The sequence below is a fragment of the Streptomyces sp. NPDC102490 genome, from assembly GCF_044765285.1.
Classification (GTDB): domain Bacteria; phylum Actinomycetota; class Actinomycetes; order Streptomycetales; family Streptomycetaceae; genus Streptomyces.
In genome coordinates this window covers 260,807-279,724 of the sequence record NZ_JBIWJU010000004.1, presented here as the reverse complement: position 1 = coordinate 279,724, position 18,918 = coordinate 260,807, and the positions used below count along the sequence as shown (strand labels likewise).

General features: G+C 72.1%; 23 protein-coding genes and 1 pseudogene. 8 read left to right on the top strand and 16 right to left on the bottom strand.

Going from position 1 to position 18,918, the window contains the following annotated elements; translation table 11 throughout:
* Positions 1–14: 14 nt before the first annotated feature.
* Positions 15–926 (bottom strand): alpha/beta hydrolase fold domain-containing protein, encoded by a 912-nt coding sequence (locus tag ACIRGB_RS10495; protein ID WP_403861315.1) that lies wholly within the window; start codon positions 924–926, stop codon positions 15–17.
* On the bottom strand, positions 923–1,480 hold the full coding sequence (locus ACIRGB_RS10490; protein WP_403861312.1) for a quercetin 2,3-dioxygenase: 558 nt from the start codon (positions 1,478–1,480) through the stop codon (positions 923–925). Before ACIRGB_RS10490 ends, ACIRGB_RS10495 begins: the two co-directional genes overlap by 4 nt.
* A gap of 112 nt (positions 1,481–1,592) precedes the next feature.
* On the opposite strand from ACIRGB_RS10490, the gene ACIRGB_RS10485 reads away from it, so the two are divergent.
* Complete coding sequence (locus ACIRGB_RS10485) at positions 1,593–2,054, top strand: MarR family winged helix-turn-helix transcriptional regulator (protein WP_403861309.1); 462 nt, start codon at positions 1,593–1,595, stop codon at positions 2,052–2,054.
* A 15-nt stretch (positions 2,055–2,069) separates the two neighbouring features.
* Here the strand turns inward: ACIRGB_RS10485 and ACIRGB_RS10480 are convergent, their stop codons facing one another.
* The 5 genes from ACIRGB_RS10480 to ACIRGB_RS10460 all read right to left on the bottom strand — a co-directional run bounded on the left by ACIRGB_RS10480 (position 2,070) and on the right by ACIRGB_RS10460 (position 7,741).
* Positions 2,070–2,987 carry an endo-beta-N-acetylglucosaminidase H gene (locus ACIRGB_RS10480; protein WP_403861306.1) on the bottom strand — a complete coding sequence of 306 codons (918 nt, stop codon included), beginning with the start codon at positions 2,985–2,987 and terminating at the stop codon, positions 2,070–2,072.
* 41 nt (positions 2,988–3,028) lie between these two features.
* Positions 3,029–3,604 (bottom strand): snapalysin family zinc-dependent metalloprotease, encoded by a 576-nt coding sequence (locus tag ACIRGB_RS10475; RefSeq protein ID WP_403861303.1) that lies wholly within the window; start codon positions 3,602–3,604, stop codon positions 3,029–3,031.
* Between the two features lie 127 nt (positions 3,605–3,731).
* Positions 3,732–5,105 carry a cellulase family glycosylhydrolase gene (locus ACIRGB_RS10470; RefSeq protein WP_403861300.1) on the bottom strand — a complete coding sequence of 458 codons (1,374 nt, stop codon included), beginning with the start codon at positions 5,103–5,105 and terminating at the stop codon, positions 3,732–3,734.
* Positions 5,106–5,255: 150 nt separating this feature from the next.
* Complete coding sequence (locus ACIRGB_RS10465) at positions 5,256–6,476, bottom strand: Gfo/Idh/MocA family protein (protein ID WP_403861297.1); 1,221 nt, start codon at positions 6,474–6,476, stop codon at positions 5,256–5,258.
* A gap of 107 nt (positions 6,477–6,583) precedes the next feature.
* The gene (locus ACIRGB_RS10460; RefSeq protein WP_403861294.1) at positions 6,584–7,741 is read right to left on the bottom strand and encodes an ROK family transcriptional regulator; all 1,158 of its coding nucleotides are present in this window, start codon (positions 7,739–7,741) and stop codon (positions 6,584–6,586) included.
* Between the two features lie 159 nt (positions 7,742–7,900).
* Here ACIRGB_RS10460 and ACIRGB_RS10455 point away from each other — a divergent pair, with 159 nt between their 5' ends.
* Positions 7,901–8,521 (top strand): dihydrofolate reductase family protein, encoded by a 621-nt coding sequence (locus ACIRGB_RS10455; protein ID WP_403861291.1) that lies wholly within the window; start codon positions 7,901–7,903, stop codon positions 8,519–8,521.
* Positions 8,522–8,676: 155 nt separating this feature from the next.
* Positions 8,677–8,961: a DUF1905 domain-containing protein gene (locus ACIRGB_RS10450; RefSeq protein WP_403861288.1), complete on the top strand. Its 285-nt coding sequence runs from the start codon at positions 8,677–8,679 to the stop codon at positions 8,959–8,961.
* On the opposite strand, the gene ACIRGB_RS10445 is transcribed toward ACIRGB_RS10450, so the two are convergent.
* From ACIRGB_RS10445 to ACIRGB_RS10430, 4 genes are all read right to left on the bottom strand, one after another.
* The gene (locus ACIRGB_RS10445) at positions 8,958–9,971 is read right to left on the bottom strand and encodes a DUF3500 domain-containing protein (RefSeq protein ID WP_403861285.1); all 1,014 of its coding nucleotides are present in this window, start codon (positions 9,969–9,971) and stop codon (positions 8,958–8,960) included. The genes ACIRGB_RS10450 and ACIRGB_RS10445 overlap by 4 nt on opposite strands.
* A gap of 214 nt (positions 9,972–10,185) precedes the next feature.
* Entirely contained in the window at positions 10,186–10,923 is a 738-nt protein-coding gene (locus ACIRGB_RS10440; RefSeq protein WP_403861278.1) for a VOC family protein, read from the bottom strand.
* Positions 10,924–11,013: 90 nt separating this feature from the next.
* The gene (locus ACIRGB_RS10435; RefSeq protein WP_403861275.1) at positions 11,014–11,301 is read right to left on the bottom strand and encodes a DUF6355 family natural product biosynthesis protein; all 288 of its coding nucleotides are present in this window, start codon (positions 11,299–11,301) and stop codon (positions 11,014–11,016) included.
* 184 nt (positions 11,302–11,485) lie between these two features.
* Entirely contained in the window at positions 11,486–11,731 is a 246-nt protein-coding gene (locus ACIRGB_RS10430) for a hypothetical protein (protein ID WP_403861272.1), read from the bottom strand.
* Positions 11,732–11,886: 155 nt separating this feature from the next.
* Between ACIRGB_RS10430 and ACIRGB_RS10425 the strand changes: the two genes are divergently transcribed.
* Positions 11,887–12,165: a DUF4190 domain-containing protein gene (locus tag ACIRGB_RS10425; protein ID WP_403861269.1), complete on the top strand. Its 279-nt coding sequence runs from the start codon at positions 11,887–11,889 to the stop codon at positions 12,163–12,165.
* Positions 12,166–12,185: 20 nt separating this feature from the next.
* Here ACIRGB_RS10425 and ACIRGB_RS10420 read toward each other — a convergent pair.
* Positions 12,186–12,599 (bottom strand): annotated as a pseudogene (locus ACIRGB_RS10420) (DUF6003 family protein); the annotation flags it as partial.
* 264 nt (positions 12,600–12,863) lie between these two features.
* On the opposite strand from ACIRGB_RS10420, the gene ACIRGB_RS10415 reads away from it, so the two are divergent.
* The 3 genes from ACIRGB_RS10415 to ACIRGB_RS10405 all read left to right on the top strand — a co-directional run bounded on the left by ACIRGB_RS10415 (position 12,864) and on the right by ACIRGB_RS10405 (position 15,380).
* Complete coding sequence (locus ACIRGB_RS10415) at positions 12,864–13,808, top strand: NADP-dependent oxidoreductase (RefSeq protein WP_403861266.1); 945 nt, start codon at positions 12,864–12,866, stop codon at positions 13,806–13,808.
* Positions 13,805–14,416 (top strand): HD domain-containing protein, encoded by a 612-nt coding sequence (locus ACIRGB_RS10410; RefSeq protein ID WP_403861263.1) that lies wholly within the window; start codon positions 13,805–13,807, stop codon positions 14,414–14,416. The genes ACIRGB_RS10415 and ACIRGB_RS10410 overlap by 4 nt, the downstream gene beginning before the upstream one ends.
* Before the next feature lie 73 nt (positions 14,417–14,489).
* On the top strand, positions 14,490–15,380 hold the full coding sequence (locus tag ACIRGB_RS10405) for an SDR family oxidoreductase (protein WP_403861260.1): 891 nt from the start codon (positions 14,490–14,492) through the stop codon (positions 15,378–15,380).
* Positions 15,381–15,406: 26 nt separating this feature from the next.
* On the opposite strand, the gene ACIRGB_RS10400 is transcribed toward ACIRGB_RS10405, so the two are convergent.
* From ACIRGB_RS10400 to ACIRGB_RS10390, 3 genes are all read right to left on the bottom strand, one after another.
* Positions 15,407–15,847: a DUF2267 domain-containing protein gene (locus ACIRGB_RS10400; protein WP_403861257.1), complete on the bottom strand. Its 441-nt coding sequence runs from the start codon at positions 15,845–15,847 to the stop codon at positions 15,407–15,409.
* 100 nt (positions 15,848–15,947) lie between these two features.
* Positions 15,948–16,376 carry a DUF2267 domain-containing protein gene (locus ACIRGB_RS10395; protein WP_403861254.1) on the bottom strand — a complete coding sequence of 143 codons (429 nt, stop codon included), beginning with the start codon at positions 16,374–16,376 and terminating at the stop codon, positions 15,948–15,950.
* 99 nt (positions 16,377–16,475) lie between these two features.
* Positions 16,476–16,913 carry an Hsp20/alpha crystallin family protein gene (locus ACIRGB_RS10390; protein ID WP_403861251.1) on the bottom strand — a complete coding sequence of 146 codons (438 nt, stop codon included), beginning with the start codon at positions 16,911–16,913 and terminating at the stop codon, positions 16,476–16,478.
* Positions 16,914–17,040: 127 nt separating this feature from the next.
* Between ACIRGB_RS10390 and ACIRGB_RS10385 the strand changes: the two genes are divergently transcribed.
* A complete protein-coding gene (locus ACIRGB_RS10385) occupies positions 17,041–17,700 on the top strand; it encodes a type III effector protein (RefSeq protein ID WP_403861248.1) in 660 nt (219 codons plus the stop codon).
* Positions 17,701–17,936: 236 nt separating this feature from the next.
* On the opposite strand, the gene ACIRGB_RS10380 is transcribed toward ACIRGB_RS10385, so the two are convergent.
* A complete protein-coding gene (locus tag ACIRGB_RS10380) occupies positions 17,937–18,899 on the bottom strand; it encodes a pentapeptide repeat-containing protein (RefSeq protein ID WP_403861245.1) in 963 nt (320 codons plus the stop codon).
* Between the last annotated feature and the right edge of the window lie 19 nt (positions 18,900–18,918).

The window sequence follows — 18,918 nt, the reverse complement described above, 5'->3', positions numbered from 1 at the left end:
TACCGGACCGCCCGTCACCGCTCCCCGGCGCCCCGCTGGGTGAAGCGCCTGGTGAACCGCAGTGACTGGTCGAATATGTCCTCGACCTGCCCAGCGGCCAGGCCGTACCAGCCGTGGTCCGCGCCCGGCACGGTACGGAGGTGCACCGACGCGCCCAGCTCGTCCAGCCGCGCGGCGAGATCCCGGCTGTGCGAGCACGCGACCATGGTGTCCTCCTCGCCGTGGACGAGGAGGAAGGGAGGCGCGCCCGGGTGGGCGTGCGCCAGGGGACTGGCCTCCCACGCCCGGTCCGGGCAAGCCGCCGGGGCTCCACCCAGCAGCAGCGCCTCCGGCGTGGTGGACGACTGCGGGTCGTACGGGCCGCGGGCGGTGGTCAGATCGGCCGGCCCGTACCAGACGACGGCGGCGACCGGGGCCGGTCCGGCGCGCTGGGTGAGCGCCAGGAGGGAGGACAGGTGCCCGCCGGCCGATTCACCCCACACCACCGTGCGACCGACGTCCAGACCCAGCTCGGCGGCGCGCAGACCGAGCCAGCGCAGCGCGGCGCGAAGATCGTCGAGAGGTGCGGGGAAGGGCGCCTCGCCGCTCAGCCGGTAGTCGACGCAGGCGACGGCGATACCCGCCGCGGCGATCCGCGCGAACGGTCCGGGAGCCCAGTCCCGGGTCCGCAGGCCCATGTCGTCCCGGCGGCCGCGGAGCCAGGCGCCGCCGTGCACGAACAGCACCAGGGGAAGCGCCTCCTCCCGCTCGGTGTTCCCAGGCAGCCAGAGGTCCAGTTCCAGCGGCCGGCTTCCGGCGCGTTCGGCGAACGGGACGCCCCGCAGCACCCGGGTGCCCGACTCGTGGCGGGCCGCGGGAGGCAGGGGCGCGACGTCCGGATGCGGCGCGGCGATCAGCTCGCGCAGGGAGCGGCGCCCGGCGGTCACGGGGTGCGCCACTGGTGGTCGGGCAGGAACCGCACGTCGAACTTCCGCGGCACGGTGGCGAATCGTTCCGGCTCGGGCACATAGGGCTCGGGCGGCAGTCCGAGGGCTTCGGCGGGCGTACCGAGATTCTCGAAGAAGCGCTCGAAGGTGCCGCCCGGTCCTGCGGCGACCCCGACGACCTGGCTGTGGTGGCGTTCCATGCGGTAGGCGTGCCGGCAGTTCTTGGGCACGAAGCCGAAGTCACCGGGCGTGAGCAGCTTCTCCTGCTGCCCGCCCTCGGTGTCCTCGACGAACAGCCGCACCGCGCCCTGGGTGATGTAGAAGACCTCGTGGGTGTCGGTGTGCAGATGGGCCGGGATGATGTCGCCCTTGGGGCCCTCGACGGTGAAGAAGTTGAAGGTGTTCTCGGTCTGCTCCCCGCCGGCGTAGATGGTGATCAGGTCGCCGAACAGGTGGGCGCGGTCTCCCTCGCCCTTCTCGATGAAGTACGGCTTGCCCGGTTCGGCGGGGATGCGCGAGGCGCGCCGGTAGCGTGTGGCGTACTCGATGGTCATGGCTCTCCCGTGTCGGCGACAGTGCAATGTCAGGTAGCCTGACACAACGGGTCGCCGACCGCCAAGTGGGCCGACGGACCGGCCCGCAGCGCCACCACCCCGTGAGGAACCGATGCATCCCGCTGACCGCAACCTCCCGCAGTTGCTGGGCGACGCCCGGCGCTGGTTCGACGAGGCCCTGCTCGCCGCCCTGGACGAGGCCGGCGCGTCCCAGGTCTCCCCGACGCAGCTGGGTCTGTTCAGCGTGCTGGACGAGGACGGCACGACGGTGTCGGAGCTGGCCCGGCGGATGGGCGTCACCCGGCAGACCGCCCATCAGGCGGTCCACGGCCTGGTGCACCTGGGGCTGCTGGAACAGGCGCCCGACCCCGCCTCCGCCCGGCGACGGCTGATCCGGCGCACCCCCGAGGGGCAGCGGGCGCACGAGCGGGCCGACCTCGTTCTGCGCCGCCTGGAGGAGACGCTCGCCGAGCGGATCGGGCGGGACACGGTCGCCGCGCTGCGGGCCGCGCTGGAGGCGCCGTGGGGCCCGGCGCCGACCCAGGGCCCCGACGCCGGATCTCCACGACCGTGAGGGCCGCGGGCGCCCTTACGGCGTGTAAACGGCCTCGCTGCCGTACAGCTCCCTGGTGAACGCGGAGACGTCGGCGCTGCGATCGCTGCCGTCGAGGTTGTACGTCAGATAGACGCCGTAGCCCTCACCGACGGTGCGGCGGGCCAGGTCGGCGGCCGTGGTCCGCGAGGTCCGGCCGATCTCGACGGCCGCCGGTGACAGCCTCGCCTTGGGCAGCGCGATGCCGGGGACCTGCCAGGTGCCGTAGTACGGGTTCCAGGCGTAGTCGAACGCGGAGGAGATGTCGACGCCGCCGTACGACAGCCGGGACGCGGCCGGGCCGATGGTGTAAAGACTGATGATCTTGTCCGGCATGTTCGCGCGCAGTGCCGTCACCAGGTGCACGAACGAGCTGTCGTTGGGCTGGCCGGTGCCGTTGGCGCCGTACTCGGCGTATTCGTCGTCGAAGTCGATGCCGTCGAGGCCGTACTCGGACACGGTGTCCGAGAGTTGCTTCGCGAACGCCGAAGCCGCCTGCTGGGACGGGAAGTTGGCGAATCCGGCACCCTGGTGGTTGCCCAGCACCGACAGAACGACCTTGATGCCTTTCTGCTGCAACGGCCGTATCTGCGTGGCGGCGTTGTCGAGGACGCGTTGCACGTTCTCGTTGAAGTGCAGGTACGCCGTCTTCGAGCCGGTGTCGTAGTTGATGTTCGCGGCGAAGACCACGGCGACGTCGAAGACGTTGCCGCCCCCGTTCTCCAGTGTGTACTTGCCGACGTTGAGCATGCTGTTGTTGTTCACCTCGACGTAGGCCACCGAGGTCGGCCCCTGCTTCACGGGGGCGGGGGCCGCCGCGGCGCCGGTCGCGGTGGCCGTGCCGAGGACGAGGGCCGCGACGGTCGAGAGCGCCGACGCCACCGTCCGCACCCTTCTCCGTACCGGACTGAACATGGTGATCACTCTCCTAACGCGTGGTCGGCGGCCCTCTCCGGTCAGTCCTCGATGAGTACGGGTGCCGATCCGGCGACCGTGGATGGCGCCTCGGCCGCCCCGCCGAAGTTGTTCTCGACCTCCGCCTTCTCCGCCGCGTTCGGATACGGGTTCGTGCACGCGGTGCCCGCGCTCGACCCCGACATCAGGCTGGAACAGGGCCCGGGCTTGCGGTCCGGCAGCCCCAGGATGTGGCCTAGCTCGTGGGACGAGATGCGTACCGTGTTGTAGCCCTGGTCCACCGCCTGACGGCCGATCCAGACGGTGCCGTTGCCCAGGGAAGTGGTGAGCGCGCGCGGCCAGCCGTCGTCGGCCAGGACGCGTATGTTGGCCCGCTGCCCGGCCGTGGCCGGACGCAGCTCCGCGCCCTCGACGCTCTCGTTCCAGATCGCCGCGCCCCGATCGACCGCGGACCTGAACTCCGCGGAGCCGCCGGCGTCGTAGGTGAGGATGCGGACCGCGGCCGGGGAGCCGGCGGCGTCGCCCGGAGCGCCGGCGGCCACGGCCTCACCGCTCAGCAGCGGCAGTGACAGCAGTGCGGCGGCGGCGAGAGGGCCGGTCAGTGTGCGGACGTGCATGCTCGACCTCCTTGTGGGGGAGAGGAGTCGTGCTCATGACATCATCGGGCACCCTGCCCGCTCGGCACCGCCGTCAATCAGTCAATTCGCGCGGGGCCCCGGACCGCTCCGGAGCCCCGCCGGGGGGTCAACTCGTCGGGAAGCTGTCGGCGGTGCTGATACGGCTCTTCAGCAGCGCCCCGGACTCGGTCAGTACGCCGCTGCTGCTGTAGTCGGTGCCCGCGCAGGTGCCCGGCTTGAACGCCGCGCTGCCCTCGTCGGCGTCGGAGTACGTCCAGTTCGCGTAGCCGATCTTCAGCCGGTCGAGCAGGTCCAGCCATGCGATGCTGCTCGACCGGTCCACCGCGCCTCCGCCGGTGGCGCTCACCGTGCCGAACTCGGAGACGAACAGGGGCAGTTGTGAGGCCGCCCGGCTCACCGCCGCGCGGTAGGTGTCCTTGTGGCTCGCGGCGTAGAAGTGGAACGCGTACATGATGTTGGTCGCGTTCACGGGGTTGTTGACCACCTCGCTCTCGTTCGCGCCGTCCGAGACGCCCAGCGAGGACCAGCCGCGGGTGCCGACGATCACGACGGCGTCCGGGTCGGCGGCCCGGATCACCGGGATGACCTGCTCGGCATAGCTCTTGACGGCCGCCCAGCTCACCCCGTTGGGCTCGTTGGCGATCTCGTAGATCACGTTCTTCTTCTGCGCGTTGCGCGCGGCGACGGAGGAGAAGAACGTCTTGGCGCGGTCGAGGTTGTAGTTCGGGTCGCCCGGGGTCAGCGTGTGGAAGTCGATCACCGCGTACATGCCGCGTGCCTCGGCCATGTCGACCAGGGAGTTCACCCGGCCGGTGAAGCCCGCCGGGTCGGTCTCGTAGCCGTCCTCCTGCACGTACATGGCGACGCGCAGCAGGTCCGCCTTCCAGTCCTTCGCCAGTGCGTCCAGGGACGCGTCGTTGTAGCAGGAGCCGAACCACTGGATGCCGTGCGTGCTCATGCCGCGGAGCTGGACGGGGCGGTCGTACTGGTTGCACAGATGCACACCGCAGACGTGCAGTTGGCCGTTGACGGCGGTCGGGGTGCCGGTCGCGGGCGGGTCGGTCGGCGGATCGGTTACGGACCCGGTGCAGGTCACGCCGTTGAGCGCGAAGGACGTGGGTGCCGGGTTGGAACCGGTGAAGGACCCCACGAATCCCAGGTCGGCCGACGCGCCGGTGGACAGCGTGCGGTTCCAGTCGACGCCGCCGGCGGTGACCTTGGAGCCGGACTGCGACCAGGTCGCGTTCCAGCCCTGGACGACCTTCTGCCCGGCGTCCGGCATCGTGAAATCGAGCTTCCACCCGCTGACCGGATCACCCAGGTTCGTGATCTTCACCCCGGCCTGGAAGCCGCCCTCCCACTGGCTGGTGATCGTGTACTGGACCGTGCAGCCGGCCGCGGCCTGCGCCGGGGGCCCGGCGAGCACCGTGAGGCCGACGGTCGACGCGGCGGTCGCGAGCAGGGCCAAAAGGCGTTTCAACGCATTCCTCCTCGTATGAAGCGGACATGACAAGTAGGAGCGCATTTTTGGGAGCGCTCCCAAAGCCTTCGGGCCGAGACCGTACACCCGTATGCCGGTGTGCGACAGATGTCCGACCGGGCGACCGCCCGCGCCGCGGTCGGGCGGCGGTTACGCGGGCTGGTGCCGCCGGAAGTGGTCGACGATCGCCGCGGGCGGTGCGGGCACGTCGACGGGGGTGCCGCCCGAGCGCAGCGAGGTCGTCGCGGCCACCGCGGCGGCGACCGCCTCGCGGGCCGCCACCGGGGAGGTGTCCGTGGGGCCCCCGACGGCGGCGAAGCGGAGGAACTCGTCCACCAGCGCCCGGTCAGCGCCGCCGTGGTCGTCCTGGGACGGGGTGGGGACCGGGACGGTGAGGTCGGCGTCGCGCCGGTAGCCGGAACGCCGCCGGTTCCACACCTGGACCGTCGCGGGATCGCCCTCGAGGCCGTCGCCGAAGTTCTCCAGCCGGCCTTCGTCCCCGATCACGGTGTAGTTGCGCCAGTAGTCCGGCGTGAAGTGGCACTGCTGGTAGCTGGCGAGCACGCCGTTGTCCAGGCGCGTCAGCATCATGCTGATGTCCTCGACGTCGACGACCGGGTTCAGTTCCCGCAACGCGGACGGCGGCCAGATCCCCGGGTCGAACCAGTCGGGCATGCGCCCGCCCGCCGGCGCCGGGTCGTCGGCCCCGCGCCGCGGGTTGCCGCCGTACACCGCCAGGGCGCCCTGCGCGACGACGCTCCTGGCGTAGCCCCCGGCGAGCCAGTGGATCACGTCGAGGTCGTGGGCGCCCTTCTGGAGCAGCAGTCCCGTGGTGTTGGCCCGCTCGGCGTGCCAGTCCTTGAAGTAGTAGTCCCCGCCGTGCCCGACGAAGTGGCGGCACCACACGGCGCGCACCCGCCCTATGGCACCGTCGTCGATCAGCTCGCGCATCCGCCGCAGCACCGGGAGATGGCGCAGGTTGTGGCCCACGTACAGGCGGCTGCGGGAGTCGTACGCGGCCCGCAGCAGGGCGTCGCAGTCCTCGACGGTGATCGCCAGCGGCTTCTCCACGAACACCGCGGCCCCGGCGGCCAGGTAGAACAGCGCGGGCCGCGTGTGCACATGGTCCGGCGTGAGGACGAACACGGCGTCCAGGCCGTCCTCGGCCATCTCCTCGTACCGCTCGTGCAGCACCACGTCCGGTCCGAACAGGGCCTTGGCGTCCTGTCGGCCCCGCGGGTCCGGATCGGCGCAGGAGACGACCCGGGCGATGCCGGGACGGTTCGCCAACGCGGCCACGGGCGCGCGCTGGCCGACGCCGATCACGCCCACGCGCAGTTCCGGCCTCGATGTCTGGTCACGGTGGCTCACGTGCTGTCCTTTCGTTCCCGGGGGGGGGGGGGGGGGGTGGGGGGGTGGGGGGGGGGGGGGGGGGGGCATGCCGGACCGGCGGGGCCTGGCGCCGGCGCGGCGGGCGCCTACCGGCGGGGTGCGGTCGGCGCGGAGAGCCCGTCGCTCAGCAGCCGTTCGTCGACCTCGTCCAGCGCGAGGCGCACCGCGCCCAGGGCCACGCTCTCGTCGCCGAGCGTGGAGACGCGCAGTTCCGGCAGGCGCAGGCAGTGCCTGGCCAGTTCGCGGCGCAGCGGTTCGAGGACCACGTCGGCGGATCGCGAGAAGCCGCCGCCGTAGACGACGACCTGCGGGTCCAGGGTGAGCACCAGCGCGGCGACCCCCACCGCGAGGTCGCGGGTGTAGCGGCGGACCGCGGTCCTCGCGTCCCGGTCACCGTCCCGGGCCGCCTGGAAGACCCAGGCGGCGGCCTCGCCGGGCGGGGTCGTGGCCGGGACCCCGGGGCAGGACCGGAGGTGGTCCGGGGCGGTGAGCCAGCGCACCGCCTTGAGGGCGCCGATCTCTCCCGCGGCGCCGCCGTGGCCACGTCGCAGGGTGCCGTCCAGGATGAGACCGGCGCCGGTGCGCAGCCCGGCAAGGAGGAAGACGATGTCGTCGGCGTCCTGCGCCACGCCCTTCCACCGCTCGGCCACGGCGGACAGCTTGCAGTCGTTCTCGACCCGGAGCGGGCAGGAGAAGCGGCTCGCGAGGTGGGCGACCGGGTCGGCCTCGGTCCAGCCGGGCAGCGGAGTGGACAGGCTGGTCCGGCCCGCGGCGTCGACCGGGCCGGTCACCCCGACCGTCACCGCCCACACGTCGTCCGGCGCCATCCCGGCGGCCTGGAGGACGTCGTCGATCACCCGGTCGACCTCCGACAGCCGTGCCGCGGGCGGCGCCTCGGGATCGACCGGCCGGCGCAGCGTCCGTACCAGGTTGCCCTCCAGGTCGCTGAGGACCGCCAGCACCTTGTGCACCCCGACGTCGATGCCGAGCACATGTCCGGCGGTGGCCCGGAACCGGTACCGGCGGGCGGGCCGCCCGACCACGCTGCCGGCCCCGGGCTCCTGCACCTCCGCCCAGCCCTCGGCGACCAGCGTCTGCACCAGCACGTCCGCGGCGGGACGCGACAGACCGGCCCGGCCCGCGAGTTCGGTGACCGTCGACGGGGGGTGGCCGCGCAGCGCCCACACGAGGGACAGCTGGTTCATCTCGCGCATCCGGGACAGGTCTGTTCCGGTCGTCGCCATGCTGAGTACTCCCCGCGAGGGTTGCCGTGCGCGCCGCCAGTCGGGGCGCCGTGGCCTACATATTGATGAGGTGCAGTGAAACTTTGTCAACACCGGCTCATAAAACGGGGCGGTCATGTTCTGCGGGACAGCCGGGCGCGGGGGTGTAGAACCGTGGTCATGACAGCGCGCACAGGCAAGGTGATCTGCGACATCACGATCTCGGCCGACGGCTGCTCGGCCGGGACGGACCAGACCGAGGAACGCCCGTTCGGGAACGACGGTGGCGACGGGACGGGCGAAAGGCTGCACGGGTGGATGTTCGACCACCCGGACGAGAACCGGGCCGAGGTCGAAAGGATGGGCGCCGCCGGGGCGTTCGTCATGGGACGCAATATGTTCGGCCCGGTGCGGGGGGCGTGGGACCGCCCGTGGAATGGCTGGTGGGGCGACCCTCCGCCCTTCCACGCCCCGGTCTTCGTCCTCACCCACCACGCGCGTGAGCCGCAGCCGATGGAGGGCGGCACGACGTTCCACTTCGTCACCGACGGCATCGAGTCGGCACTGGAGCAGGCGCGCGCGGCGGCCGGTGGCGCCGATGTCCTGGTCCTGGGCGGCGCGACCACCGTCAACCAGTACCTGGCGGCGGGCCTGATCGAGGAGTTGCGCCTGCACATCGTGCCGTTCACCCTGGGCGCGGGCACCCGGCTGTTCGAGGGCGTGCCGCCGCTGGAGCTCGAACAGGTGGCGTCGCGGGCGGCGACCGCGGTCACGCACCTGACCTATCGGGTGGTGAGCTGAACCACCGGCCGGTCTGCGCGGCGGTTCGATGAGTTTTCCCGCCGGCCTCCGTCCTACGTGTGAACGCCGAGACAGCGCGGGCACGGGGCCGATGTCCCTTCCCCGCCGCGGTCGAGGCAGACCTGTCGATCACTTCTGAACAGGCGGTATCCACGATGGACGAGCAATTCACCGCGACCTTGCTGAAGAGCCCGGCCACGGGCGGCTGGACCTACGTCGTGTGGCCCGGGTCGGTCGGGTACTTCGGCACCCGGGGCCTGGTGAAGGTCCGGGGCACGATCGACGGTCATCCGTTCCGGGGTTCCTTCATGGCCCTGGGCGACGGCACGCACAAGCTGCCCGTGAAGGCGGAGGTGCGCAAGGCGATCGGCAAGGAGCAGGGGGACACGGTGACCGTCCGGCTCCTGGAGCGGCTGGACGCCCGGAGGGACACGCTCTAGCCGTGTTGCTCCGTGTAGTGCCCGCGGAGCAGGTCGGCTCCCCAGTCGTGGCGGACGTGCCGCCAGACCGAGTGGGCGTGGTTGCCGTCGTCCTGCGTGTTGTCGTACTCGATCAGGAAGTCCGGGGCGCGCACGCAGTAGTAGTGCCGGTCGCCGGGTGCGAGGCCGCCGGCCCAGGCGAAGGAGACGCTGCTCAGTCCACGGGCCACGGCATCCGACCAGCACTCCCGCGCGTACGCCGCGGGCGCGCGGTCGAGATACCGGCGCACCAGACGCTCCAGCAGGTGCTGTTGCCCGGGTGACAGGCGGTCGTAGGTGAGACCGTCCGGAAGGAGGCCCGGATCGGCGAACGGATCGGCCCGGGTCAGGATGTCGTCCGGCGGTACGGCGGCGAAGACCGCCGACGCCCGCGCGGTGCCGTCCAGGCTCGTGACCAGCCGCCTGGCCAGGTCCTCCTCCGGGCCGAGGAGCCGGTGGCCCGCCCGCGGGCCGCTGCCGATGCGAGCCGGTTCCGCGCCGACGAAGTGCGGGGTCACCCGGACCCCGGCGGCCGTGACCAGTACGTGTACGGCGAGGTGGTGGCCGTTCAGCCGCCAGCCCCAAGGTTCGTCACCCTCCGGGTCGCCGAGCAGCCGCACCCAGTAGCGGTCCGGGCCCAGGGGACCGGACCGGGCGCGACGGTGCCGCTCCACCTCGATCGCTCCGCGCACCAGCTCCGCTCCCGCCGCGCTGTGCGCCGTGACCAGGAGCGCGTCGACCAGCTCGCGCTGCCGGTCGTCCAGCTCCTCGGTGCGGAGTCCGGGGCGCGGGCCCGGCAGATAGGTCCACTCGCGCAGCTCGGGCGCGTCCAGCCGGTCGGGCACCGCGCGCAGCACACGCTCCTGCTCCGGCTCCAGGACGGCGAGCAGCGCACGTGCCGCCTCCCGCATCCCCGAGGCGACGTCCTTCGACGTGATCCCGCCCACGCTTCTCCCTCCGCCGACGGCCAGCGTGCCGGCGACGGGACTCATTCTGCGCGGCGTGCGGGGCGGTGTCATGCGGGGTCGTGTTCCCCGTTACGGCTCCGGACGACCGTGCCGCCGGGTGCCCCCCTTCCGGACCCGTACGACCCCGGCCCTCGGCCTCCTGGGCTCCTGGGCTCCGCCCTCCGTTCTCCCGCCGGCCCGGACAACCGGCCGCCGCTCACGGAGTCAAGGCCGGGCGAGCCGTGCGCCCGCGGCCTCGTCAGCCCCGGCCGAGGACGCAGAACTGGTGGCCCGCGGGATCGGCCAGGACGACCCAGGAGACGTCGCCCTGACCCACGTCGGCCCGGGTCGCGCCGAGACCTTCGAGCCGGGCGACCTCCTTCGCCTGGTCCTCGACCGGGTCCGACATCACGTCGAGATGGATCCGGCTCCGCACCACCTCGTCGTCGGACGTGCGGTGGAACTCGAGGTACGGTCCGACGCCCTTGGCGGAGCGCAGCAGAGCGCGGTCGTCGGACAGCTGGTGGACGGTCCAGTCGATCGCCTCGCCCCAGAACCGGACCATGCCCCGTGGGTCGGCGCAGTCGACGACCACGCAGGCGATCGGCCCCGTGTCCCGGTAGAGCTCGCGGGGCTCCAGGACGCTGAACACGTTGCCTTCCGGGTCCGCCATCACCTTCCAGGGCGTGTCGCCCCGGCCCACGTCGGTGTGCGTCGCCCCGAGCTCTTCCAGACGGGCGACCAGCTCCGCCTGATGGGCCGCGGAGGTGGTCGCGAGTTCGAGGTGCACCCGGTACTCGACCGTCTCCGGGTCCGGGACGCGCACCAGATCGATGCAGACGGCGGACGGGTCCGGCCAGTCGAAGCCCTCGGGCTCCAGGTTGGTGACACCGGGCCCCTCGCTCGACATGCTCCAGCCGAGCGCCTGGGCCCAGAACCGGCCGAGCGTCGAGTCGTCCCGGGCCTTGAAGTTCACCTGCACGAGTTCCAACGTCATCCGGCACACCCTAGCCGTACGGAACGGCCGGACAGCCCGGCCCCCGGGAGGGCCGGGCTGCACCGGGTCTGGCCGTCCTGGCCGTTCGGCTCAGCAGGTGCGGCCGGTGTACCAGGCGCCGTCGATGTCGGAGCTGGAGCCGATCCAGGTCACGCCGGGCACCACGCACCGTTCGCTGTTGGGCCCCCAGTCGTCGATCTCGATGACGATGTGCGAGCCGTCCGAGGTGCAGTGGTTGTAGTAGGCGTCGGAGGCGGTCTCGTAGAAACCGCAGGGGTTCGCCGCGGCCGGACCGGCGGTCAGGGTGACGGCGCCGGCGGAGGCGAGGGTCAGAGCGAGGGAGGCGAGGGTGCTGGTGACGATACGACGAAGTGACAAGGGGACTCCCAACAGGTGAGGGGATCGCCAGCCGGTACTGCCGGTACCTGCCGATCCGTTGCCGATGCGACGCCCAGACTCACAGCTCGGGGAAGCCGTGGTGAGGAACGGTGGCCCCGTTCACCCGGCGAATCGATTCAGTGCTGCGCCGATCAGTTGATCTCCGCCGATTCACCGGATTTCGTCACGGCCGCCGCTCCGTGACGAGCGGGTCCCGGTGCGGCGTGACGGCCAGGATGACGGCCGCACCGTCGACCCGGACCGCGCTCGACGGCAGCGTGACCTCCGAGACGCGCTCGTGCAGCACCAGCCGGGGCAGCAGCAGTTCTGCGGCCTCGACGTGGGCGGTGAACCAGCCGAGGCCGAGCGCCTCGGACCGCGGGCGGAACATGTCGTCGGGCACCTGCACCTGCGGCGTGAGGTGGTCCATCAACAGCAGGCGTGTGAGCCGATTTGCCGCCGGTGTCCCGAACTCGCGTCGTGGCGAACGGATTTGACGGCCCGTAGGTGTGAAACGAACCCGAGGGGTAACTCGAAGCTCATCGAAGGAGAAACCAGCCGATCTACGTCAAGTCGGGAGAAAGCATGTCGACCTACAGCAGAGCGGGGACGGGGGCCCGGAAGGGCGGCAGGACCAGTGGACTGGCGATCGCCGGACTCGTCTGCGGCATCGTCGGACTCCTCATCCTGCCGATCATCCTGGGACCGCTCGCGATCGTCTTCGGTGCCGTGGCCCTGCGTCAGACCGGGTCCGCGATGGCCAAGTGGGCCGTCGCCCTGGGAGTGGTCGACATCCTGCTCATGATCGTGATGTTCGCCGTCGCCGCCAACAACGGCGGCAGTTTCTCCTGGCACATCGGCTGACCCCGCTCCACCGCGGTGCACGACGCCGTGACGGCGCTCAGGTCCTCCCCGGTCAGCTCCGCGACGCGGTGGGCCGGCACACCGGCGGCCAGCGCACGCGCGAGCAACGCCTCGTGCCCCTCCACGAGGGAACGGTAGGCCAGCAGCTCCTCCTCCAGCCGTGCGACGTCCTCCGGTGCGGCCTGGTGACGCACCCGGCTCAGCTCTTCGTCACTGAGGGGGACCGGCAGCCGCTCGGCCTCCACCGGGACGGCGGACGCCTCCTCGGGAGGCAGCAGGCGAAGACCCGGCGACGCGACCGTGACCCCCTGCGCGTCCAGCCACGCGCGCACCGCGGGGGTCTCCAGGCAGGCGATGTCCCCGACCGCGGCGAGTGGCACACCGAGCGTCGAAGCGGTGTCGGGCAGCAGGACGAGGTAGGCGTCGTCGGTCATTCTCGGTTCCTCACGGTAGAAGGGGGCGGTGGTGTTCTGCCGGCCACCCCAGTACCCGCAATCGCCGGTCTCACCGGCCCGGACGCGCGCGACGCGGGTTCACCGGGCCTTCCTCCGGAAGTGGCTCATCCGGCCGCTGCCGAAGTGGCCCACACGGGGCAAGCATCAGCGGCATACGGTCGAGATGACGACGCACGGTGAGCCCACGCGAGCGTGCACGGGCATCGTGTGCCCGATGACCGCCGCACCCCCCGAGGACCCCTCATGCAAGCCATCACCGTCCACGACCGCGCGGCAGGCACCGCCGGGCTCACCCTGACGGAACTGCCGCATCCGCACGCCGCCGAGAACGACGTCGTCGTACGCGTGCACGCCGCGGGCTTCACCCGCGGAGAACTCGACTGGCCCGCAACCTGGACGGACCGGGCCGGCCGGGACCGGACGCCGAGCGTTCCCGGACACGAACTGTCGGGGGTGGTCGCGGAACTCGGATACGGCACCACCGGCCTCACCGTCGGCCAGCGCGTGTTCGGCATGGCCGACTGGACGCGCAACGGATCGCTGGCCGAGTACACCGCCGTGGAGGCCCGCAACCTGGCGCCCCTTCCCGCGGACGTCGACCACACCGTGGCCGCCGCGCTGCCCGTCTCGGGACTGACGGCGTGGCAGGGCCTGTTCGACCACGCACGGCTCACCGCGGGGCAGACCGTCGTGATCCACGGCGCCGCGGGAAGCGTCGGATCGGTCGCGGTCCAGCTCGCGCGCGAGGCGGGCACACGGGTGATCGCCACCGGCCGTTCCGCCGACCGGGACACCGGTCTCGCCCTCGGCGCCGACCACTTCCTCGACCTCGAGTCCGAGCGGCTGGAGGACGCGGGAGAGGCCGACGTCGTGTTCGACGTCATCGGCGGCGAGATCCTCCGCCGCTCGGCCGCACTCGTCCGTCCCGGCGGCACCCTCGTCACCATCGCCGAGCCGCCCGAGGTCAGGCCGGAGAACGGCCGTGCGGTCTTCTTCGTCGTCGAACCCGACCGGGCCGGGCTCACCGAACTCGTGCGGCGGGTGAGGGACGGGCGGCTCCACCCGGCCGTCGGCGAGGTGCGTCCGCTGGCCGAGGCCCCCGCGGCCTTCGCGCCCGGCCGGGGCAGACACGGCAGGACGATCATCCGCGTCGCGTCCGACACCCCCGCGGCGGCGGGTTCCCGGTGAACGACCTCTCGCTCGCCGCCCTCCGCGTGCCCGGCACGGCGACGGCGGCCGCCGCCCTGGACGTGGCCGCCGACCACCTCTCCCCGGCCCTGCTCAACCACTCCCTGCGCGCCTACCTGTGGGCGGCGGCCCGGGGCACGGCGGACGGCATCCCCTTCGACCCGGAACTCCTCTACGTGGCCGCGCTGTTCCACGACATCGGGCTGGTGCCGGTCTTCGACAGCCACACCGTCGCCTTCGAGGAGGCGGGCGGTCACGTCGCCCGCGTCTTCGCCGCCGGGGCCGGATGGCCTGCCGAGCGCCGTGCGCGCCTGTCGGACGTGATCGTCCGCCACATGTGGCCGCGGGTGGACGTCGCCGCCGACCCCGAGGGCCACCTGCTGGCCCGCGCCACCGCGACCGAGGTCGTCGGCAAGGAGGCGGACGCCTATCCGTCCCGCTTCCGGGAGGAGGTGCTGGACCGCTATCCGAGGCTGGACCTCGCCGCGTCGTTCCTGGCGTGCTTCCAGGACCAGGCGGCGCGCAAACCCGACAGTCCGGCGGCCGGCGCGGTGCGGTCGGGACTCGCGGAGCGGATGGCCGCCAACCCGTTCGACTCCTCCGCCTGAGCGGGACTTTTCGGACCGCCCGGTCAGGGCACACGGTCGCTGACCGCGCAGTATCGAGACACGGGAGATCGACGTGGCGGACGACCCGCATCGCCAGCAGGACCCTACTGATCAGTACCCTCGTCCGGACTTCGCCGCTCAGGACCAGCCGCACCCCGGCTGGACCGGGCCGATGGACCCGCCGCCCGACCACGGTGAGGAGTCGTACCGCGGAGCGGGGCGTCTGGTGGGCCGCAGGGCCGTCATCACGGGCGGTGACTCCGGCATCGGCCGGGCGGTGGCCCTGGCGTTCGCCCGCGAGGGCGCCGACGTGCTGTTCACCTACCTCGAGCAGGAACAGGACGAGGCACGCGAGACGTCCCGCCTGGTGGAGGACGCCGGGCAGAAGGCCGTGGCCGTCCCCTGCGACATCCGCGAGGAGCGGAACTGCCGCACGCTGGTCGACCGGGCCGTGTCGGAGTTCGGCGGCATCGACGTCCTGGTGAACAACGCGGCCTACCAGATGTCCCAGCCGGACGGCATCGAAGCGATCACGACGGAGCAGTTCGACCGGGTGATGCGGACGAACCTGTACGGCATGTTCTGGCTGACCAAGTTCGCGCTGCCGCACATTCCCGAGGGCGGCAGCGTCATCAACACCACCTCCGTGCAGGCGTACAAGCCCAGTCCGCACCTGCTGGACTACGCGATGACCAAGGGCGCGATCGTGACCTTCACCCAGGGACTCGCCCAGATGGTCGCGGAACGCGGCATCCGGGTGAACGCGGTGGCGCCCGGCCCGGTGTGGACGCCGTTGATCCCGGCGACGCTGCCGGACACGGCCGAGTTCGGGAAGCAGAGCCCGCTGGGCCGTCCCGCGCAACCGGCCGAGCTGGCACCGGCGTACGTCTATCTCGCCTCTCAGCAGGCCGGCTACGTCACCGCGGAGATCCTGAACGCGACCGGGGGGACGCCGCTGCCCTGAGCAGGAGCGGGCCTCACCGGCGGGGCTCAGGCCGCCTGGGTGAGTTCCGCGCGCCCGAAGAGGATCGCGTAGCCGGAGGGCAGGTGGGCGAGGATGCGGTCGAGCAGGTCCGGGCCCGCCAGACGGGCGACGACGCCCAGGACCGAGCCGACGTCCCAGCGCGTGGTGGCCAGGGTGCCGCCGGTGCGGCCGGCGAGGTCCCTGACGAACGCCCAGCCGGTCATGGGGTTGGTGTCCGGGATCTGGGCGACGAGGATCTGCGCCGCCTCGCGGGGGAGGCGGGCGGCCAGCTCGACGCGTTCCTCGCCGGTGATGCGGCGCCCGAGGGCGGCCAGGACGGCGGACACGACCTCCTCGGCTCGCTCCCGGGTGGGATAGGCGCCGTGGTAGCGGACCTGCTCCAGCATCTGGACGAACGACATGGCCGGCTCGGTGGTGATCGTCGTCGGCGCCGTCTGGGGCTGCATCGGTGAAGGGTGCCTCTCTGAGTCGTGGGACGGTGGTACGGCCTGGTCGGCCGGTGGCGGTGGCTGTGGTGGGTTGCGGTTGCCGGTGGAACGGAAGGGGTCAGTCTTCGGAGGTGCGGGCCGGGCTCGGGGCGGTGCCGTCCTGCGGCCGGCCGAAGAGCAGGTCGTATCCGGGCGGCAGCTGGAACAGGACGCGGCGCGTCAGGTCTTCGCCGGCCGCGTCCGCGGTCACGCTGAGGACGGCTCCGACGTCCCAGGTCGCGGTCTGCTCGGTGGCCCCCTCGATCCACGCCGCGGTGGCCCGCACGAAACGGTCGGCGGACAGCGGCTCGGTGGCCTGGAGCGGATTGAGCAGGATCAGGGCGAAGCCCTCCGGGAGCCTCGCGGCCAGTTCGGCCCGTACCTCGCCCACCAGGTGGGCGCCCAGCAGAGCCAGCACGGTGCGCGCCGCACGGTCGGCCTCGGCACGGGTCGGGTACTCACCGCGTTCCTGTACCTGGTCGAGGAACACGTTCCACGGCATGGTCATCGGAATCCTCCTTCCCTCGGGAGTCCGTACCCGTGGGCGGGCGGTGGACGGGAGGCACAGGACGTCCCCCCACCGCCCGCCGGGAGCGCGGCTTCCGCGTCAGCCGGAGATCTCCTTGTGGTCCTGGCCGGCGCCGATCGAGATCTTGCGCGGCTTGGCCCGCTCGGCGATCGGGACGCGCAGGGTGAGCACGCCCGCGTCGTAGTCGGCACTGATGTGCTCGGTGTCGAGGGTGTCCGCGAGCACCACCTGGCGGGAGAAGACGCCGAAGGGGCGCTCCGAGAGCTCCATCTGGACGTCGTCGCCCCGGGCCGCGGGACGACGTTCGGCCCGGACGGTCAGCATGTTGCGCTCGACGTCGATGTCGATCGCGTCCCGGTCGACACCGGGGAGGTCGAGCGCGATCACGTACACGTCCCCCTCGCGGTAGGCGTCCATGGGCATCGCGGACGGCCGCGACCAGGTGCCGGACGTGCTCGGGAACAACTGCTGGGTGAGCCGGTCGAGCTCACGGAAGGGGTCGGTGCGCATCAGCATCGTGAAACACCTCCAGTTCGAGCGGATCCGCTCATGCGCTGCTTCTTGCTTTTCTTGTAGCATGTCATCGGAACGATGACAACTGTCGGTGTCGTCAGAAGGGTGACACCGGTCTCGGGAGGTGACCATGGCCGCAGACCCCCAGGAATCCGCACCCCAGCCCGTGTCCTTCCTCGCCGCCGAGGCAGCGCTGGCGGCGATCGAGGAGGCGGTCCACGGCGCCCAGGCACCGCGGCACGGCGGGCAGCCCGGTGACGAGGTCAGCTCCGACCAGGCGCTCGCCGCGCTGCTGCTCCTGCGCCAGATGCGCGATCAGCTCGCCGGGTGGGAGACGGGCCTGATCGAAACCGCCCGTGAGGCGGGCGCCAGCTGGGCCGACCTCGCCCGTCCCCTCGGCGTCGCCAGTCGACAGGCCGCCGAACGCCGTTACCTGCGCCTGCGCCCCGGCGCCCCCGGCAGTACCGGCGAACAGCGGGTCCAGGCCACGCGCGACCGCCGCGCCGCCGACCGCGCCGTCACCACCTGGGCCCGTGGCAACGCCGCGGACCTGCGGCAGCTCGCCGGCCAGATCACCGCACTCGCGGGCCTCCCGGCCCGGGCCCGGACCCCACTGGTCCAGGCGCTGGGCCACGACGACGCCGCCGGTCTGATCGGACCCCTGTCCGGCGCCCGCGAGCACCTCTGCGCGCACCATCCGGAACTGGCCGACCGCATCGACACCCTCACCCGGCGCACCGACCGGCTCCGCCGCACGGGAAGCGACGAGGACCCGTCGCCCGGGGAATGAGAGACGCCGCACGGCGGCACCACCGCCGAGGTGCGGCGGCTGTCCATCGGCAGGCGGGACGGCGGCACCCGGGACCTGGTGTCGCGCGTCTCATGACACATCTGACGGGCCGGACGGTTCTCGACGACGGGGGATTGGCGGACGCGCCCGCACGTCCACGTCACCCCTCCTGATGGACACGTCGGGCTGAGCCCAACCCGGCGTCGCGGGCGCGTTGTCCGAGCGGGCGGCCGCTGTCAGGTCGGTCCGTTCGAGGTGAGCGTCGCGGGAAGGGCCAGGCCCGATGGAGGAGTCTCCCAGGTGTCGAACTCCGGTGGCGTCCCGAGGTGGTCGGGGTCGGCTCCGGACAGGTCGACCACTCCTCCCGTGAAGCGGGCGCCCAAGAAGGAGACGTGGGCGCCGTTGAACTCGGCGCCGTCGAAGGAGATCTCCGAGCCGCTGAAGGAGGTGCGCGCGAACGTGACCCGGCCGTCGGCGAAGTCGGTGCCGCCGAAGGTCACCCGGGCGCCGCAGAAGTGGGCGTCGTCGAAGGACACCCATCCCCCGGCGAGACGCACCAGGCTGAACGAGACGCGGCCACCCGAGAAGCGCGCCCCGCTGAAGTCCGCCGCCCGCAGGACGGCGCGGGTGAAGTCGAAGTCGTGGCCCTCCCAGCTCGTCGGGGCGCCCTCGCGCAGGTGCCCGGTGATGATCGCGGTGAGGGAGAGGCGTATCTCCGACTCCTCGTCGTGGTACCAGGGGGTGTCGGAGGGCGCGTAGGGCATGCGCAGGTAGGCGCAGAGCACGTCGATGCAGACCTGGCGCTGCTCGGGCCAGTCGTCGGCGAGTCCGGCCAGGGCGTGGATCCCGGCGAGCCGGACCATCGGCAGCTCATGGCCGAGCTGCGAACTGGCGGTGACGAAACGCTCGTTGAACAGCCGGACGTCCTCCCGGTGCTCGGCGGCCTCGGCTAGCCGCTGCCTGCGGTAGGCGACGACCAGGGCGAGCACGCCGCCGACGCCGGCGACCACGGACAGGGAGATCTTGATGAGGTCGAACCTTTTGTCTGCCGCCAGCGCGTGCGGGCCGGTGAGCGCCGGACAGCCCAGCGCGACCCACACCAGACAGGCGCTCAGCAGGAACAGGGCGACACCGAGTGCGAGAACCACCGCGACGTGCCGGGACAGTGCCCACATGCGGTCGTCCCGTGGCTGAACCATCCCTGCGGGTCTGTGCGTC